At 75.9% G+C, this 15435-nt stretch carries 15 protein-coding genes; 9 read left to right on the forward strand and 6 right to left on the reverse strand.

The features are described 5' to 3' along the window. Positions 1–24: 24 nt before the first annotated feature. The gene (locus ACTUAL_RS13115; protein ID WP_096491243.1) at positions 25–801 is read right to left on the reverse strand and encodes an SGNH/GDSL hydrolase family protein; all 777 of its coding nucleotides are present in this window, start codon (positions 799–801) and stop codon (positions 25–27) included. Between the two features lie 196 nt (positions 802–997). Here ACTUAL_RS13115 and ACTUAL_RS13120 point away from each other — a divergent pair, with 196 nt between their 5' ends. Together ACTUAL_RS13120 and ACTUAL_RS13125 are read left to right on the forward strand one after the other, a co-directional pair. Further along, positions 998–1351, forward strand: a complete 354-nt coding sequence (locus ACTUAL_RS13120) for a hypothetical protein (protein WP_096491244.1) — start codon at positions 998–1000, stop codon at positions 1349–1351. A gap of 160 nt (positions 1352–1511) precedes the next feature. Further along, a complete protein-coding gene (locus tag ACTUAL_RS13125) occupies positions 1512–2321 on the forward strand; it encodes a DUF3159 domain-containing protein (RefSeq protein ID WP_440900427.1) in 810 nt (269 codons plus the stop codon). Between the two features lie 55 nt (positions 2322–2376). Here ACTUAL_RS13125 and ACTUAL_RS13130 read toward each other — a convergent pair whose 3' ends face one another. Then, positions 2377–3426: an LLM class flavin-dependent oxidoreductase gene (locus ACTUAL_RS13130; protein WP_440900428.1), complete on the reverse strand. Its 1050-nt coding sequence runs from the start codon at positions 3424–3426 to the stop codon at positions 2377–2379. 58 nt (positions 3427–3484) lie between these two features. On the opposite strand from ACTUAL_RS13130, the gene ACTUAL_RS13135 reads away from it, so the two are divergent. Continuing rightward, on the forward strand, positions 3485–4366 hold the full coding sequence (locus ACTUAL_RS13135; RefSeq protein ID WP_177154470.1) for a LysR family transcriptional regulator: 882 nt from the start codon (positions 3485–3487) through the stop codon (positions 4364–4366). A 63-nt stretch (positions 4367–4429) separates the two neighbouring features. Here the strand turns inward: ACTUAL_RS13135 and ACTUAL_RS13140 are convergent, their stop codons facing one another. From ACTUAL_RS13140 to ACTUAL_RS13155, 4 genes are all read right to left on the reverse strand, one after another. Beyond that, positions 4430–4807 carry a hypothetical protein gene (locus ACTUAL_RS13140; RefSeq protein ID WP_440900429.1) on the reverse strand — a complete coding sequence of 126 codons (378 nt, stop codon included), beginning with the start codon at positions 4805–4807 and terminating at the stop codon, positions 4430–4432. Then, entirely contained in the window at positions 4804–5013 is a 210-nt protein-coding gene (locus ACTUAL_RS13145) for a type II toxin-antitoxin system HicA family toxin (protein ID WP_440900430.1), read from the reverse strand. Before ACTUAL_RS13145 ends, ACTUAL_RS13140 begins: the two co-directional genes overlap by 4 nt. A 136-nt stretch (positions 5014–5149) precedes the next feature. After that, positions 5150–6091: an N-acetylglucosamine kinase gene (locus tag ACTUAL_RS13150; protein ID WP_440900431.1), complete on the reverse strand. Its 942-nt coding sequence runs from the start codon at positions 6089–6091 to the stop codon at positions 5150–5152. Then, positions 6088–9267, reverse strand: coding sequence for a S8 family serine peptidase (locus ACTUAL_RS13155; RefSeq protein ID WP_440900432.1), 3180 nt, complete (start codon positions 9265–9267; stop codon positions 6088–6090). Before ACTUAL_RS13155 ends, ACTUAL_RS13150 begins: the two co-directional genes overlap by 4 nt. Before the next feature lie 120 nt (positions 9268–9387). On the opposite strand from ACTUAL_RS13155, the gene ACTUAL_RS13160 reads away from it, so the two are divergent. The 6 genes from ACTUAL_RS13160 to ACTUAL_RS13185 all read left to right on the forward strand — a co-directional run bounded on the left by ACTUAL_RS13160 (position 9388) and on the right by ACTUAL_RS13185 (position 15350). Beyond that, entirely contained in the window at positions 9388–10242 is an 855-nt protein-coding gene (locus ACTUAL_RS13160; protein WP_440900433.1) for a fumarylacetoacetate hydrolase family protein, read from the forward strand. Continuing rightward, the gene (locus ACTUAL_RS13165) at positions 10242–11702 is read left to right on the forward strand and encodes an enolase C-terminal domain-like protein (RefSeq protein ID WP_440900434.1); all 1461 of its coding nucleotides are present in this window, start codon (positions 10242–10244) and stop codon (positions 11700–11702) included. The genes ACTUAL_RS13160 and ACTUAL_RS13165 overlap by 1 nt, the downstream gene beginning before the upstream one ends. Continuing rightward, positions 11699–12448 carry an SDR family NAD(P)-dependent oxidoreductase gene (locus ACTUAL_RS13170; RefSeq protein ID WP_440900435.1) on the forward strand — a complete coding sequence of 250 codons (750 nt, stop codon included), beginning with the start codon at positions 11699–11701 and terminating at the stop codon, positions 12446–12448. Before ACTUAL_RS13165 ends, ACTUAL_RS13170 begins: the two co-directional genes overlap by 4 nt. Beyond that, a complete protein-coding gene (locus ACTUAL_RS13175; protein WP_440900436.1) occupies positions 12445–13362 on the forward strand; it encodes an aldo/keto reductase in 918 nt (305 codons plus the stop codon). Before ACTUAL_RS13170 ends, ACTUAL_RS13175 begins: the two co-directional genes overlap by 4 nt. Continuing rightward, positions 13359–14183: an amidohydrolase family protein gene (locus tag ACTUAL_RS13180; RefSeq protein WP_096491253.1), complete on the forward strand. Its 825-nt coding sequence runs from the start codon at positions 13359–13361 to the stop codon at positions 14181–14183. Before ACTUAL_RS13175 ends, ACTUAL_RS13180 begins: the two co-directional genes overlap by 4 nt. Positions 14184–14249: 66 nt before the next feature. Then, positions 14250–15350, forward strand: a complete 1101-nt coding sequence (locus ACTUAL_RS13185) for a serine hydrolase domain-containing protein (RefSeq protein WP_440900437.1) — start codon at positions 14250–14252, stop codon at positions 15348–15350. The last annotated feature ends 85 nt before the right edge of the window (positions 15351–15435 follow it).

Raw genomic sequence — 15435 nt, forward strand, 5'->3', positions numbered from 1 at the left:
CGAGGCGCCCCGGCCCGCGTCCGGCTAGTTGTTCTCGCCGCTGCTGATCGGCAGCAGCTCGGGCCGCTTCGGCACGACGCCGTCACCGAGCGACGCGCCCCGCAGGTGCCTGGTGATGAACGGGACCACGTGCTCCCGCGCCCACTTCAGGTCCTGCCTGCGCTGGGTCATCCAGTCGTCCTCGGCGATCACCGGCCACGGCGTGCGCCACTGCTCCTCCTGCTCGTGGCCGAGCAGCTCGGCCACCCGCAGCGCCACCCGCTGGTGCCCCTCGGGCGCCAGGTGCAGCCGGTCCGGACCCCACGCCCTGATGTCGTGCAGCACCGTCATCGACCACAGGTCCACGACCTTGCAGTCGTAGCGCTCGGCCACCGACCACAGGTGCGAGTTGTAGATCGCCACCTTGCCCCGCAGCGAGCGCAGCACCGGCGCGTGCCTCGGGTCGAAGCCCGTGAAGATCACGACCTCCGCGCCCGTGGCCCGCAGTTCGGCCACCGCGATCTCGTACACCTCGGCCACCGCGTCCGGGTCCGCTCCTGGCATGAGCAGGTCGTTCCCGCCCGCGCAGAACGTCACCAGGCTCGGCTTGAGCGCCACCGCGACCGGGACCTGCTCCTCCACGATCGCCTGGAGCAACCTGCCCCGGATCGCCAGGTTGGCGTACCTGAACCCCCGCTGGCGCGAGGAGATCATGGCCGCCAACCGGTCGGCCCACCCGAGATACCCGCCGTGGGGTGCTGGATCGTCCAGGCCTTCGGTGAAGCTGTCCCCCACCGCGACGTAGCTGTCCAACTCCTGCACAGCTCCTCCCTCCTGCGCGACACCCCCGCACCGCGCGGACAAGGATGCTCCCGCACTTCGGATTCGCGCCACCTCCGGGTCCCGCGAGACGGGACGCGCGTATCACTCGATGGTGGGACAGGGTGTCGGCAATGGGCGTTTCGCCGGGTGCCCGCACGTAGCCTTGCCGACCGTGCCCCGACTTCCCCTCCCGGCGGTGACGTTCGCGCTCATCGCCGCGCTCACCGGCATCACCACGGCCGTCCTGCTCGACGACGGCCCGCCGAAACCCGCTGAGGGGCAGCGGATCGAGCCCAGCCGCACGTCCACGACCCCGGCGGGCGACGGCCCGCCGATGGACCGCGGCGGGGGCGTCGACCCGACCGGCGCGACCCCGAGCACGGTCACCGAGACGTCCAGGGTGGTCGTCACGAAGGTCCCGCAGGTGACGTCCACCACCACGACGAGTGCGACGGAGATCACGACTTCCACGACCGCCTCGACGCCCCCCTCCGAACCCGACCGGCGACTGACCGTGACCATCGGATCGCGCGAGCTCACCATCGGTTAGCGGTCCGGTTCGTCCGGTTCGATCTTCCCCGTCCCGGTTCGGGCTGGTGGCCGCCGCGCGGCGGACCGCGTTCGGGCGCGCGGGGCGGGGGCCGCACCGACACGCGACCGTTACCGGGGTGCGTGGTCGCGGTAAGGGTCCCCTCATGCACCCTGGGAGCATGACCGACACTCGTCAGGAGTCGCTGGCCGAACTGCTCGGCGGGCGCAGCGGGGCACTCGACGCGTCACTGCCGCCCGCGGTGTTCGCGCTCGGCTGGCTGCTCGGCGAGCGCTCCATCGGCGCGGGCGCGCTCGCGGCGGTGCTCTGCGGCGTGGTGATCGGCGCCTACCGGCTGGCGCGGGGCGGCAAGCCCAGGGCGGTCGTGGTGAGCCTGACCCTGGTGGTGCTCGCGGCGTACGTGGCGCTGCGCACCGGGCGGGCCGAGGACTTCTTCCTGCTGCGCATCCTGCTCAACGTCGGCAGCGCCCTCGTGTGGGCGGCGAGCATCGTGCTGCGCTGGCCGCTGCTGGGCGTGGTGGTCGGGCTGGTCACCGGGCAGAAGCTCAAGTGGCGCAAGGACCCCGACCTGATGCGCGCCTACCGGTACGCGAGCTGGCCGTGGGTGGGGCAGTACCTGCTGCGGGTGGCGGTGTTCGGCGGGTTCTGGCTGGCGGGGCAGGTGGTGGCGCTGGGGGTGGCGCAGGTCGCGCTGAGCTGGCCGCTGCAGGTGGTGTGCGTCGTGGTGAGCTGGTGGGTGATCCGCAGGTCGCTGCCCGCCGACCACCCCGGCCTGCGGCACCCGCGCGTGCCGGGGGAGGCGGCGGGCCCCGCGCCCGCCGGGAACCCGGCTGTCGCAGCGGGTTCTGCTGCTGGGAACCCGGCTGCCGCAGCCGATCCCGCCGGGAACCCGGCTGTCGCAACCGATCCCGCCGGGAACCCCGCTGCCGCAACCGATCCCGCCGCCGAGAGGTCCGAGCGGGTCGACTAGGGCCCGTCCCGCCGGGAGGTCGGCGGTGCGGGCCCCGCGCGCCGATCCCCCGGCGCTAGGCGGTTTCCGCGCGCACCGCGGGCACCACCTCGGTGAGGAACAGCTCCAGGCTGCGGTTGGTCATCGCCACCGGCATCCCGCCCACGTCGAACTGGCCGACGTACCGGTCCACCCCGAGCACCTCCCGGTGCCGCAGGATCTTGTCCACCACCTCCTGCGGGCTGCCCACCAGCAGCCCCGCGCGCAGCCACTCGTCGTAGACGCCCCTGGGCATCCCGTCCCCCATGCGCGGGTGCAGCGAGAAGTAGTCCGAGTAGTACGGGTAGAAGTCGTCCTTCGCGCCCTGCGAGGTCCGGCCGACGAACATGTGCCCGCCGCTGGCGAGCCGGAGCGACGCCGGGTCGTGCCCGGCCTGCTCACCCGCCCGCCGGTACAGCTCGGCCGTGCCGCGCGAGGTCTCCGGACCGGTGAAGAACGCCAGGAACATCGGCGTGCCCAGCACCCCGGCCCGGATCGCCGACTGCGGCGTGCCGCCCACCCCGATCCACACCGGCAGCTCGGGCTGCAACGGCCTCGGCACGACGTCGACGCCGTTGACCACCGGCAGCTCCCGCGCGCGGGTCAGCTCCAGCAGCGCCCTGACCTTGGTGTCGAACAGCGCGTCGTAGTCGCGCAGGTCGTGCCCGAACAGCGGGAACGACTCGGTGAACGCCCCGCGCCCCACGATGACCTCCGCGCGCCCGCCGGACAGCTGGTCCAGCGTCGCGAACTGCTGGAACACCCGGACCGGGTCCTGGGTGGACAGCACGGTCACGCCGGAGGCGAGCCGGATCGACGAGGTGACCCCGGCCAGCGCGGCGAGCACGATCTCCGGCGCGGAGACGGTGAACTCGCGCCGGTGGTGCTCGCCGATCGCGACGACGTCCAGCCCGGCCTCGTCGGCGGTCCTGACCTGGGCGACCAGGTCGGCGAGCCGCCGCGCGACGTCGGTGGGCCCCCGACCGCGCGGGGGGCGAGGTCGCCGAACGAGTAGATGCCGAGTTCCATCGGGGTTCCTTCCACGAGTGCCTTCACCCCGTCCAACCCGGTGCTCGGGACGCCCCATCTCAGCTCCGCCGCACCTGCTGGAGTTGTCTTCCATCTCTCCGGGAGATGATCGCGAGGTGGAACTGCGGCACCTGAAGCACTTCGTCGCGCTGGCCGAGGAGTCCAGCTTCACGCGGGCGGCCGAGCGCGAGCGGATCGTGCAGTCCGGCCTGTCCTCGTCGATCCGGTCCCTGGAGCGCGACGTCGGCTCCGAGCTGTTCGTCCGGGGCTCCCGCCCGGTCCGCCTGACCACCGCGGGCCGGGCGCTGCTCCCCGGCGCGCGGCGCACCCTGCAGGAGTCCGAGCGGGCCAAGCAGCTCGTCCGGGACGTGCGGGGCCTGGTCGCGGGCCCGTTCACCATCGGCGCGCTCCCGCTGCACAACCGGGACGTGTCGTGCCGCTTCGTGAACTGGCTGGCGTCGTTCGCGACCGCCCACCCCGGCCTGGACATCTCGGTGCGGCAGCCGGGCCGCGACCGCGCGCTGGCGCTGGTCGCCGAGGGCGGCCTGGACTGCGCGGTCGTCACCGGCGCGCCCGCCCGCCTGCCCGGCCTGCGCGCCACCCGCCTGTCCACCCAGCCGGTGGTCGCGCTGCTCGCGTCGGGCCACCCGCTGGCGGGCCGGGACGGGCTGGCGCTGGCGGACCTGGCGGGGGAGCGGTTCGTGGACACCTACCCCGGCCACGAGAGCCGGGACCTGGTGGACCTGGCGTTCGCCGAGCGCGGGCTGACCCGGCGGATCAGCTGCGAGGTGGTCGACCTGCCGATGGTGTTCAACCTGACCAGGGCGGGGCTGGGCGTGGCGCTGGTGCCCGAGCGGACCGACCTGCCCGCCGAGGGCGTCGTGGCGGTGCCGCTGCGCGAGGAGGGGCTGGTGCACACCGTGGACCTGGTGCTGCCGAGGGACCCGGCGACGTCACCGGCGGCGGCGGCGTTCGCGGCGCACGTGGCGGCCGGGTAGGGCCGGGGCGCGAGCGGGACCGGGGCCTGTCCCGCGGCGGTCGAGCAGGGCGTCTCGCGCCCGCTACACCGTGCCGGGCGCGAGTTGGCTGATCCGCTGGGCGGAGACGCCCAGGATCCGTGCGGCGTCCTGTTTGGACAAGCCTGCGGCGAGCACGCGCCGAACCACCGCACGAGACTTGTCAGCGGCCTGCTCCTGCGCCCTTTCCGCTTCTCGCTGCGCCTGCTTCACGTGCTCCACCTCGGCAGCCAGGTCACCCCCGAGTTGGAACGTGATGTCGACGGAGACCTCTTCAGCGGAAACGTCCAGCGTGATCGCGACCAGATCCGCGGCCATGCGCTCGGCTTCCCGGGTCGTGCGGCCCTGCGTCACGCCGACGCCGGCGACCTCGACCACCCACCAACGGCCTTCACGAGTCGCGGTAGCGCTGTACGACTTCACTGCAACCACCCCTTTGGAAGACATCCCATCTGCTTGCCGACGCTGTCCACGACGCCAGCCGAGATCTCTTTGTGGCGGGGGAGCGCTGTGGTGTGCTTACCACAGGCGCAGCCGTACTTGGTGTGCCTGCCGTTGTCGCTCACCACGTAGCACCCCTCTCTTGCCAGCGCCGCTTCCACCACGCGCCGCTTCATCGGCTTGGTCACAGTATGACTCTAGCCCCCCTTGATTATCAACCTAAAGGGGGGCTAGAGAAAGAGGTTGTGAAGCGTGCTGCTGGAGCTGAAGTGCGATGAACCGATGGTGTTCAACCTGACCAGGGCGGGACGGGGCCCGCCGCGCTCACCCCAGCGCCCGCTCCCGCCACCCGTCCTCGGCCCCGCTCTCCAGCGCGGCCAGCCACGCCGCGCCCGCGGCGGCCTCCCGCACCACCACGACCTCGCCGTCCACCCGCGCCGCCAGCTCCGCCCGCAGCCGCTCCCCGAGCACCGGCGCGCCCACCAGGCTGCCCACCAGCACCACCGCCGCCACCTCCACCGCCGTGCGCGCCGCCACCGCCAGGTCGGCCAGCACCCGAGCGCACCCGTCCACGATCCGCGCCGCCACGACCTCGCCGGGAGCCCCGGCCGCCGCCGTCACCAGCGGCGCGTACCCGGCCAGCGCCACCGGCGGCCCCGCGTTCGCCGCCGTGATCAGCCGCGCCCACGCGCCCGGCCCCTCCCCGACCCCGGCCCGCTCCAGCACCGCGCGCGCCAGCCCGTCCAGCTCGCCCGCCTCCAGCGCCCGCAGCGCCGCCCGCACCGCCTCCCGGCCCAGCCAGAACGCCGACCCCTCGTCCCCGAGCAGCCACCCGTGCCCGCCGACCGTGCCGACCACCCGCCGCCCGCGCACCCGCGCCGCGATCGACCCGGTGCCCGCGACCAGGACCGTGCCGTCCGGCGCGGGCGTCCCCGCGGCGAACGCGGCCTCGCAGTCGGTCACCACCCGCATCGGGCAGCGCAGCCCCGCGCCCGCCCAGGCCGCCCGGAACAGCGCGTCCACCTCGGGGTCGGTCAGCCTGCTGGACCCGGCCATCCCGAGCACCCCGGCCGCGACCGCGCCCGCGTCCACCCCGGACAGCGCGCCCTCCAGCGCCAGCCGCAGGTTCGCGGCGGCCGTCCCGGCCCCCACCGAGTTCGGGTTCGACCCGCCCGCGACCCCGGCCCCCAGCCGGGTCCCGTCGGCGCCGAAGACCAGCGCCCTGGTGGACGTGCCGCCCCCGTCAACGCCGACCACGAAGCTCATTCCCCGGAGTAAACCACCACTTCCGCGCGGGAACCGCCGCCGTTGTGGTGGTGCAGCACCAGGACCTCGCCCGCCCCGCGCACCGGCACGAGCAGCCCGTCCCGCGCGGGCGACCCGACCGGCAGCGCCACCCGCGACCCGGCCGGGTCGACGTCGAACCAGCCGTCGAAGCGGTCCACCACCCCGTCCTCGGTCCCGGCGGGCAGCGCCCACCCGCGCGTGCGCACCCGGTACCGCACCGGCCCGTCCCCGAGCGCGACCCCGATCGCCCCCAGGGACACCGGCAGCGCCAGCACGTCGTTGTCCATCACCGCGCTGTCCACCTCCCCGTGCCACCCGTTGACCGGCCGCTCGTCCACCACCTCGTCGTCGGACACCCGCGTGGTGCGCGCCAGCCACAGGTCCGCGACGACCTTCCCGCTCCCGTCGGACGGCCGCGCCACCTGCACCCGGTAGTCCTCCGCCCCGTCCCGGTCCACGTCCACGCCCACCACCGGCGTCGTCCCGCCCGCGCCCAGCCCGGTCCACGTCCCCCACGTCGCGATCCCGAACGACAGCACCCCGTCCGCCGCCGACGCGCCCGCGTACCGCAGGTCGCCGCCCCGCGCCGACCCCGCCGCCAGGCACCCGGTCAGCAGCTCCGACCCGCACGGCGGCAGCTCCGGGCTGCGCCCGTGCAGCTCGAACGCGCTCACCAGCGACCGGTAGGCCCCGGCCCCCTCGCCCTGGTCCAGCCCGCGCCCGACCAGCTCCACCCCGCCGGGCGCCGGGCGCGCGGCCAGCGCCGACACCGGCCGGGGCGCGGCGTACACCGGCAGCACCGCGTCCTGCGCGCCCGCCCGGAACACCACCCGCCCGGACACCTCGGCCAGGAACTGCCGCGCGTGCCCCCGCTGCTCCACCTCCAGCGTCGGGTCGCCGACCTTGCGCAGCGCGGCCGGGTCGACCCGCAGCCGCACCGACACCCGCGCCGCGCCCCCGGCGGGCACCCGCGCGGTCCTGGGCAGCACCTCGACCTCCGCGCCGGGCACCTCGGTGGCGGGCCGGTAGGCGGCCACCGCCGCCAGGTCCTCCCCGGTCTTGTTGACCAGCTCCACGGTCCGGGTCAGCTCCACCGGGGCGCCCGCCTCCACGGTCCCGAACGACACCCCGACCGCACCGGGGGCCTCCGGCACGACCGCGAGCAGTCCGGTGCGCACCGCCGCCCGCGCGTCCACCCGGCCCGCGCCCACCCGACTGGTCGCCTCGGTCAGCCCGGTCGTCCGGTCGTCCCCGGACACCACCCGCGCGGACGCGGTGTTCACCAGCGCCGCCTTGACCTCCTCCGCGGTCCAGTCCGGGTGCGCCTGCCGCACCAGCGCGGCCAGCCCGGCGACGTGCGGCGCGGCCATCGACGTCCCGCCCTTGCTGACCCCGCCGCTCCCGCTGCCCACCAGCGCGGACACGATCGTGTCGCCGGGGGCGGCCAGGTCCGGCTTCGCCCCGCCCGCCAGCCGCGACCCGCGCGCCGACGACGGCGTGACGGTGTCGGCCAGGGTCTCGATCACGGTCGGCGCGGCGTCGCGCAGCGACCCGGCCAGGCGCAGCCGCAGCGAGCCGTCCGCGAGCAGCGGGCGCACCCGGTCGGTGGCCGGTCCGGTGAGCTGGAACACCGGGACGTCCGCGTTGCCCGCGATCCCCGCGCCGAACACGGCGCGCCCCGAGGTGAGCACCGCGCCCGCCGCCCCGGCGTCCCGCGCGTGGTCCGCCCGCACCGCCGACCCGCACTCGCGGGTGGAGTCCGCGTCGTCCCACTCCAGCCACACCAGCCGCCCGGACAGGTCCTGGTCGATCGGGGCGCAGCCGTCGGCGTTGCCCGCGTCCGCGACCGGCACGACGGGCAGCTCGACGTCGAGGTCGGCGTACCCGGTGAACTCCTTGCCGTACTGGCCGGGCAGCACCTCCTCACCGCCCGACCCGCCCGCCTCGCCCGACCCACCCGGCAGCCCGACCCCGTCCAGCAGCACCGACGCGTCCCGCGTGTTCGCCACGGTCACCGCCTCCGGCGTGCTCCCCGGCGACCCGCCCGCGTCGTACAGGTCGCCCGCGTTGCCCGCCGACGCCACCACGACCACCCCGTGCCGCACGAGCTTGCGCACGAACGCCGAGTCCGGGTCGTCCACCGCGCCGAAGTCGCTGCCCAGCGACAGGTTCACCACGTCCAGGTGGTCGGAGGGGTCGCCGTCGCCGTCCGGGTCGAGCGCCCAGTCCAGCGCCTGCGACACCACGTTCGTCGACCCCGCGCAGCCGAACACCTTCAGCGCGTACACCCGCGCGGCGGGCGCGGTGCCGGGGCCGATCCGCATGGCCGCGAGGTCGTCGTCGGACAGCCCGGAGTGCGCGCCCGCGAAGGTGGACCCGTCCGCGTTCACCCCGTACCCGGCGGCCGTGCCCGCGACGTGCGTGCCGTGGCCCTGGCAGTCGACGGGGTTCGGGTCGGGGGAGGGCGTCCCGCGCTCGGGGTCGTTGGCGTCGTAGTCGTCGCCCGCGAAGTCGTACCCGCCGACGACCTTCGCGTTCGGCTCCCACGGCCCGGTCCGGTCCACCTCCTCGTACCCGCCCGAGCCGCCGAAGTCGGCGTGCGTGTAGTCGACGCCGGTGTCGACCACCCCGATCCGCAGCCCCTCGCCGCGCAGGCCCTCGCGCAGGCCGTCCCCGGCCGCCGCGCCGCCGTGGCCCGGCGCGGTCGGCCCCACCGCCCGCCAGACCGCCGCCGCGCCGGTCAGCCGCACCGCGCCCGCGTTGTCCACCCGCTTGGGCACCGCCTGCCGCACCGACCGGACCTGCGGCATCCCCGCCACCCAGCGCAGCACGGCCGGTTCGGCGGTGAGCACCACCCCCGGCACCGCGTTCACCGTCACCCCGACCCGCGCGGCGCCCCGGTCGACCGAGCGCACCGCGTCCAGCACGGCGTCGGCGTTGTTCCCGGTGCGCGCCCGAGCCGCCCGCGCCGCCCCGCGCGGGTCGCTGCGCGCGGTCGCGGCGGCGTCCACGGCGGGCACCCCGACCAGCTCGACGAACGCGGTGACCCGGTGCGGCCGGGGGCGGTCGGGCGCGGCGTGCCCGAGCGGGGCGAGCGGCGCGGCGAGCGCGGCGGCCAGCGCCGCCGCCGTCACGACCCGGCGGTGCAGTCTCATCGTGCGGACCCTTCGGGAAAGCGGACAGTCATCGGACCAATCGACGCGCGCGCACTGGACGCCCGGCCTGCGAGGCGGGTAGACACCCGATGTGTCGTCGCTCATCGAGGAGGGGCTTCCGTGCAGCTGATGCGCCTGGGGGAGCCGGGTTCCGAACGCCCCGCCGTCCGCGCGGACGACGGGACCGTGCACGACCTGAGCGGGCTCACCGCCGACGTGGACGGCGCCTTCCTGGCGTCCGGCGGCATCGCCAGGGCCAGGGCCGCGCTCGACCGGGGCCTGCTGCCGCGCCTGGCGGTCGAGGGCGTCCGGGTCGGCCCGCCGGTCGCGGGCATCGGCAAGGTCGTCTGCATCGGCCTCAACTACCGCGACCACGCCGACGAGACCGGCCAGGTGCCGCCCGCCGAACCGGTGGTGTTCCTGAAGGCCGCGGACACCGTCGTCGGCCCGGACGACGAGGTGCTCCTGCCGCGCCGGTCGGTCAAGACCGACTGGGAGGTCGAGCTGGGCGTCGTGATCGGCCGCACCGCCCGGTACCTGGACAGCGCCGAGGAGGCGCTGGACCACGTCGCCGGGTACGCGCTCTCGCACGACGTGTCCGAGCGCGAGTTCCAGCTGGAGCGCGGCGGGCAGTGGGACAAGGGCAAGAACTGCGAGACGTTCAACCCCCTCGGCCCCTTCCTGGGGCCCGCCGACGAGGTGCCCGACCCGCAGGACCTCGGGATGCGGCTGCGGGTCAACGGTCGGCTCCGCCAGGACTCCTCCACGCGGCGCATGATCTTCCCGGTGGCCGAGCTGGTCCGCTACCTGAGCTGGTTCGTCGTCCTCCGACCGGGTGACCTGATCAACACCGGCACGCCCGCGGGCGTCGCGCTCGGCCAGCCCGAGCCGAAGCCGTACCTGCGCGAGGGCGACGTGGTCGAGCTGGAGATCGACGGCCTCGGCGCGCAGCGGCAGCGCATCGGGCAGGCGTGATGCCCACGCCGGAACCGGGCGCGCCCGCCGCCGCCCGCGTGCCCACCGCCGCGCCGACCGGCGCCGCGCCGACCGGCACCCGGAAGACCACCTCTCCGGGTGGCGCCGCGCCGCGCCCGGACCCGCCCGCCCCCACCGCCCCCGCCCCCACCGCCCCCGCGACGATCACCGCCGTGGACGTGGTCGACGTCCGTTTCCCCACCTCGCGCGAGCTCGACGGCTCCGACGCGATGAACCCCGACCCCGACTACTCCGCCGCCTACGCCGTCCTGCGCACCGACTCCGGCCCCGAGGGCCACGGCCTCGTCTTCACCATCGGCCGGGGCAACGACGTGCAGGCCGCCGCGATCCGCGCGCTCGCCCCGCACGTCGTCGGCAGGCCCGTCCCCGAGGACGCCGCCGCGCTCGCCGCCCTGTCCGCCGACCTGGTCGGCGACTCGCAGATCCGCTGGCTGGGCCCGGAGAAGGGCGTCGCGCACATGGCCGTGGGCGCGGTCGTGAACGCCGCCTGGGACCTCGCCTCCCGCCGCGCGGGCCTGCCGCTGTGGCGGTTCCTGTCGGACATGTCCCCCGAGGAGCTGGTCGGCCTGGTCGACTTCCGCTACCTCACCGACGCCCTCACCCCCGACGAGGCGCTCACCATCCTGCGCGACGCCCAGCCCGGCCGCTCCACCCGCGCCGAGGAGCTCCAGCGCTGCGGCTACCCCGCCTACACCACCTCGCCCGGCTGGCTCGGCCACCCCGACGACAAGCTCGCTGACCTCGCCGCCCGCGCGGTCGCCGACGGCTTCGACATGATCAAGCTCAAGGTCGGCGCCGACCTGTCCGACGACATCCGCCGGATGGGCCTGGCCCGCTCCGTCGTCGGCCCGTCCGTGCGGATCGCCGTCGACGCCAACCAGCGCTGGGACGTGGGCGCCGCGATCGGCTGGGTGCGCGAGCTGGCCCCGTTCGACCCGTACTGGGTGGAGGAGCCCACCTCGCCCGACGACGTGCTCGGCCACCGCGCCATCGCCGAGGCGGTCGCCCCGGTCCGGGTCGCCACCGGCGAGCACGCGGCCAACCGGGTGGTGTTCAAGCAGCTGCTCCAGGCCGGGGCGGTGGACGTGGTGCAGCTGGACGCCTGCCGGGTCGGCGGGGTCGGCGAGCTGCTCGCGATCCTGCTGCTGGCCCGCAAGTTCGGCGTCCCGGTGTGCCCGCACGCGGGCGGCGTCGGCCTGTGCGAGCTGGTGCGGCACCTGGCGATGGTCGACTACGTCGCGGTCTCCGGCTCGCTGGACGGCCGCGTGCTGGAGTGGGTCGACCACCTGCACGAGCACTTCACCGACCCGGCGGTGGTCCGCGACGGCCGCTACCTCGCGCCCACCGCGCCGGGTTTCTCGGCCCAGCTCAAGGAATCGTCGGTGCGCGACCACCGCTACCCGGACGGTCCGGTGTGGGCGGGGACGGGGGAGCGGTGAACGACTTCGACGGGCTGGTGGCCGCGGTCACCGGCGGGGCGTCCGGCATCGGACTGGCCACCGCGCGGCTGCTCGCCGAGCGCGGCGCGGTGGTCTACGCGCTCGACCTGGACCCCGAGGCGCCCGAGCCGCTGCGCGGGCTGCGCACCGACGTGGCCGACGACGCCTCGGTGCGCGCGGCGCTCGCCGAGCTGACCGCCGAGACCGGGCGGCTGGACGTGCTGGTGGCCAACGCGGGGATCGGCGCGCAGGGCGACGTGGCGGCGGCCGACGACGCCGAGTGGCTGCGGGTGCTGGACGTCAACGTCGTCGGCGTCGCCAGGGTGGTCCGCGCGGCCCTTCCGCACCTGCGCCGCTCGCCGTCCGCAGCCGTCGTCACCACCGGCTCGATCGCCGCGCACGCCGGCCTGCCGCAGCGCGCGGTGTACTCGGCCAGCAAGGGCGCGGTGCACGCGCTGACCCTGGCGATGGCCGCCGACCACCTCCGCGAGGGCGTCCGGTTCAACGCGGTCGCCCCCGGCACCGCCGACACCCCGTGGGTGGGCAGGCTCCTGGCGTCGGCCCCCGACCCGGTCGCCGAGCGGGCCGCGCTGGAGGCCAGGCAGCCGCACGGCAGGCTGGTGGCGGCCGAGGAGGTGGCCGCCGCGATCGCCCACCTGGCCAGCCCGCTGTCCGGCTCCACCACCGGGACCGTGCTGGCCGTCGACGGCGGGATGCACGGCCTGCGGCTGCGGCCGGAGCCGTGACCGGGCTGTCCCGCCTCGGCTTCGGCGCCGCGCCGCTGGGCAACCTGTACGAGCCGGTGGCCGACGCGGACGCGGAGGCCGCCGTGCGCGCCGCCTGGGAGGCGGGCATCCGCTACTACGACACCGCCCCGCACTACGGCCTCGGCCTGTCCGAGCGGCGGCTGGGCGCGGCGCTGGCGGGCGTCCCCAGGGCGGACTTCGTGCTGTCCACCAAGGTCGGCAGGCTCCTGGAGCCCGTCGACCCGGTCGGCGACGACCTGGCGAACGGCTTCGCGGTGCCCGCCCACTCCCGGCGGGTGTGGGACTTCAGCGCGGACGGCGTCCGCCGCTCCCTGGAGTCCTCCGCGGACAGGCTGGGCGTGGACCGGGTGGACGTGGTGTACCTGCACGACCCGGACCACCACTGGCGGCAGGCGATCGACGAGGCCTACCCGGCGCTCGCGGACCTGCGTGACCAAGGGGTGGTCCGCGCCGTTGGAGTCGGCATGAACCAGTGGCGGGTTCCCGAGCGGTTCGTCCGCGAGACCGACGTGGACGTGGTCCTGCTAGCCGGGCGGCACACCCTTCTCGAACGCGGCGCGACGGGTCTGCTCGACCTGTGCGCGGAGCGCGGCGTCGAGGTGGTCGCCGCGGCTCCCTTCAACTCCGGCCTCCTGGCCGAGCGCGTCGTCCCGGACGGGGCGACCCACGACTACGCCCCCGCGCCGCCCGAGCTGCTGGCGCGCGCCAGGGCGCTGGCGTGGACGTGCGCCGCGCACGGCGTCGCCCTGCCCGCCGCGGCGCTCCAGTTCCCCCTGCGGCACCCGGCGGTCCGCTCGGTGCTGGTGGGGATGCGCTCGGCCGCGCAGGTCCGCGCGAACGCCGCCGCGCTCGCCGCGACCGTGCCCGGCGCGCTGTGGGAGGAGCTGGCGTGATCGTCGACGCGCACCACCACGTGTGGGACCTGGCGGTCCGCGACCAGCCGTGGATCACCGGGCGGATGTCCGCGATCCGCCGGGACTTCACCGTCCACGACCTCGCCAGGGCCGCCCCCGAGGTGACCACGACCGTCCTGGTCCAGACCGCGGCCGGGCCCGCCGAGACCCCGGAGCTGCTCGCGCTCGCCGACCGCGAGCCGCTGGTGGGGGCGGTGGTCGGCTGGCTGGACCTGACCGGCGACGTCCCCGCCCAGCTCGCGGCCCTGCGGGCGCTGCCCGGCGCGCGCTGGCTGCGCGGCGTCCGGCACCAGGTGCAGGCCGAGCACGACCCGGACTGGCTGATCCGGCCCGACGTCCTGCGCGGGCTGGCGGCGGTCGCGGCGGGCGGGCTGGTGTACGAGCTGCTGACCCTGCCGCACCAGCTCCCGGCGGCCCGCAGGGCGGCGGCTGCCCTGCCGCAGCTGACCTTCGTGCTCGACCACTGCTCCAAGCCCCCGGTGGGCGGCGACCTGCGCGAGTGGGCGGCGGAGGTGCGCGCGCTGGCGGCCCGCCCGAACGTGCTGTGCAAGCTGTCCGGGCTCGTCACCGAGGCCGACTGGGCGAACTGGTCGGTGGCGGACCTGAGGCCGGTCTGCGAGACCGTCCTGGAGGCGTTCGGGCCGCGCCGCCTGATGTTCGGCTCGGACTGGCCGGTCTGCCTGCTGGCCGCGAGCCACGCGGAGGTCCTGGCGGCGGCCCGCGAGCTGACCGCCGACCTGTCCGGGGCCGAGCGCACCGCCCTGTTCTCGACCACCGCGACCCTCGCCTACCGCCTGTGAGCCCCTGAGCCGGACTCCGGGACCTCCCCGATGCCGGGGAGGCCCCGGACCGGGCAGCTTCTCCCCATGCGCACAACGATCACCGCTCTGGCCGCCGCAGGGCTCCTCCTGGCGGCGGCGGTCCCGGCCCAGGCGGCGCCCGCCGTCCCCCCGCTCGACCGCGCCGCGCTGGCCGCCGCCGTGGCGGGCCTGCCGGACGGGGAGGCGTCCGGGGCGCTGGTCCGCGTCTCCGGCCGCGCGGGCTCCTGGACGGGCTCCGGCGGCGTCTCCCGGCTCGGCACGACCCGCCCGGTGTCCCCGGAGGGCCGGTTCCGCATCGGCAGCGCCACGAAGCTCCTGACCGCCGCCGCGGTGCTCCGCCTCGACGAGCGCGGCGTGCTCGACCTGGACGACACCGTGCAGCAGCACCTGCCCGACCTGCTGCCCGCCGCGTTCGAGCCGATCACCGTGCGGCAGCTGCTGAACCACACCCACGGCATCGCGGGCAACGGCCTGCCGCACAAGAGCACCGGCTGGTTCGCCGAGAACCGCTACCGCACCTGGGACCCGCGCGAGGTGGTGGGGCTGGGCGTGGCGAAGGGCCCGCTGCACCGCCCCGGCGCCGAGCAGCGCTACGGCAACCAGGGGTACCTGGTGGCGGGCCTGGTGATCGAGGCGGCGACCGGCAGGCCGTACGCGGACTCGGTGCGGGAGCTGGTGATCCGCCCGCTGGGGCTGCGCGACACCTACCTGCCCGGCGCCGAGACCGGGATCAGGGGCGAGCACTCGCACGGGTACCAGCTGCGGGAGGACGGCTCCCACTGGGACGTGACGGGGGCGAACCCGACGTTCCAGTGGGCGGCGGCGGAGGCGGTCTCCAGCGCGCGCGACCTGGACCGGTTGATCAACGCGCTGGTGTTCGGCGACCTGATCGGCGAGCGCTCGCGGGCGGAGATGCTGACGCTGCCGCTCCCCGGCGCGGCGCACGGGCTCGGCGTGAACCGGATCGAGCTGGGCGGCGTGGTGCTGTGGGGCAAGACCGGCGACCGGCCCGGCTACAACACGGGCGTCGCGGTGACCGAGGACGGCTCGCGCACGATCGTCTACTCGGTGAACACCCTGGACATGGAGGCGGGCGAGCTGCCGCCGACGGCCGAGCGGATCATCACCGCGGCCCTGACCCCCTGAGCGCTCCGCCTCGCCGGGGGGGCGGCTCCCCGTCCCCGCCGCCGCCCCGTCAGGTCAGCACCAGCAGCCACTGCTCGACCCCGGC

Source organism: Actinosynnema sp., assembly GCF_052038725.1.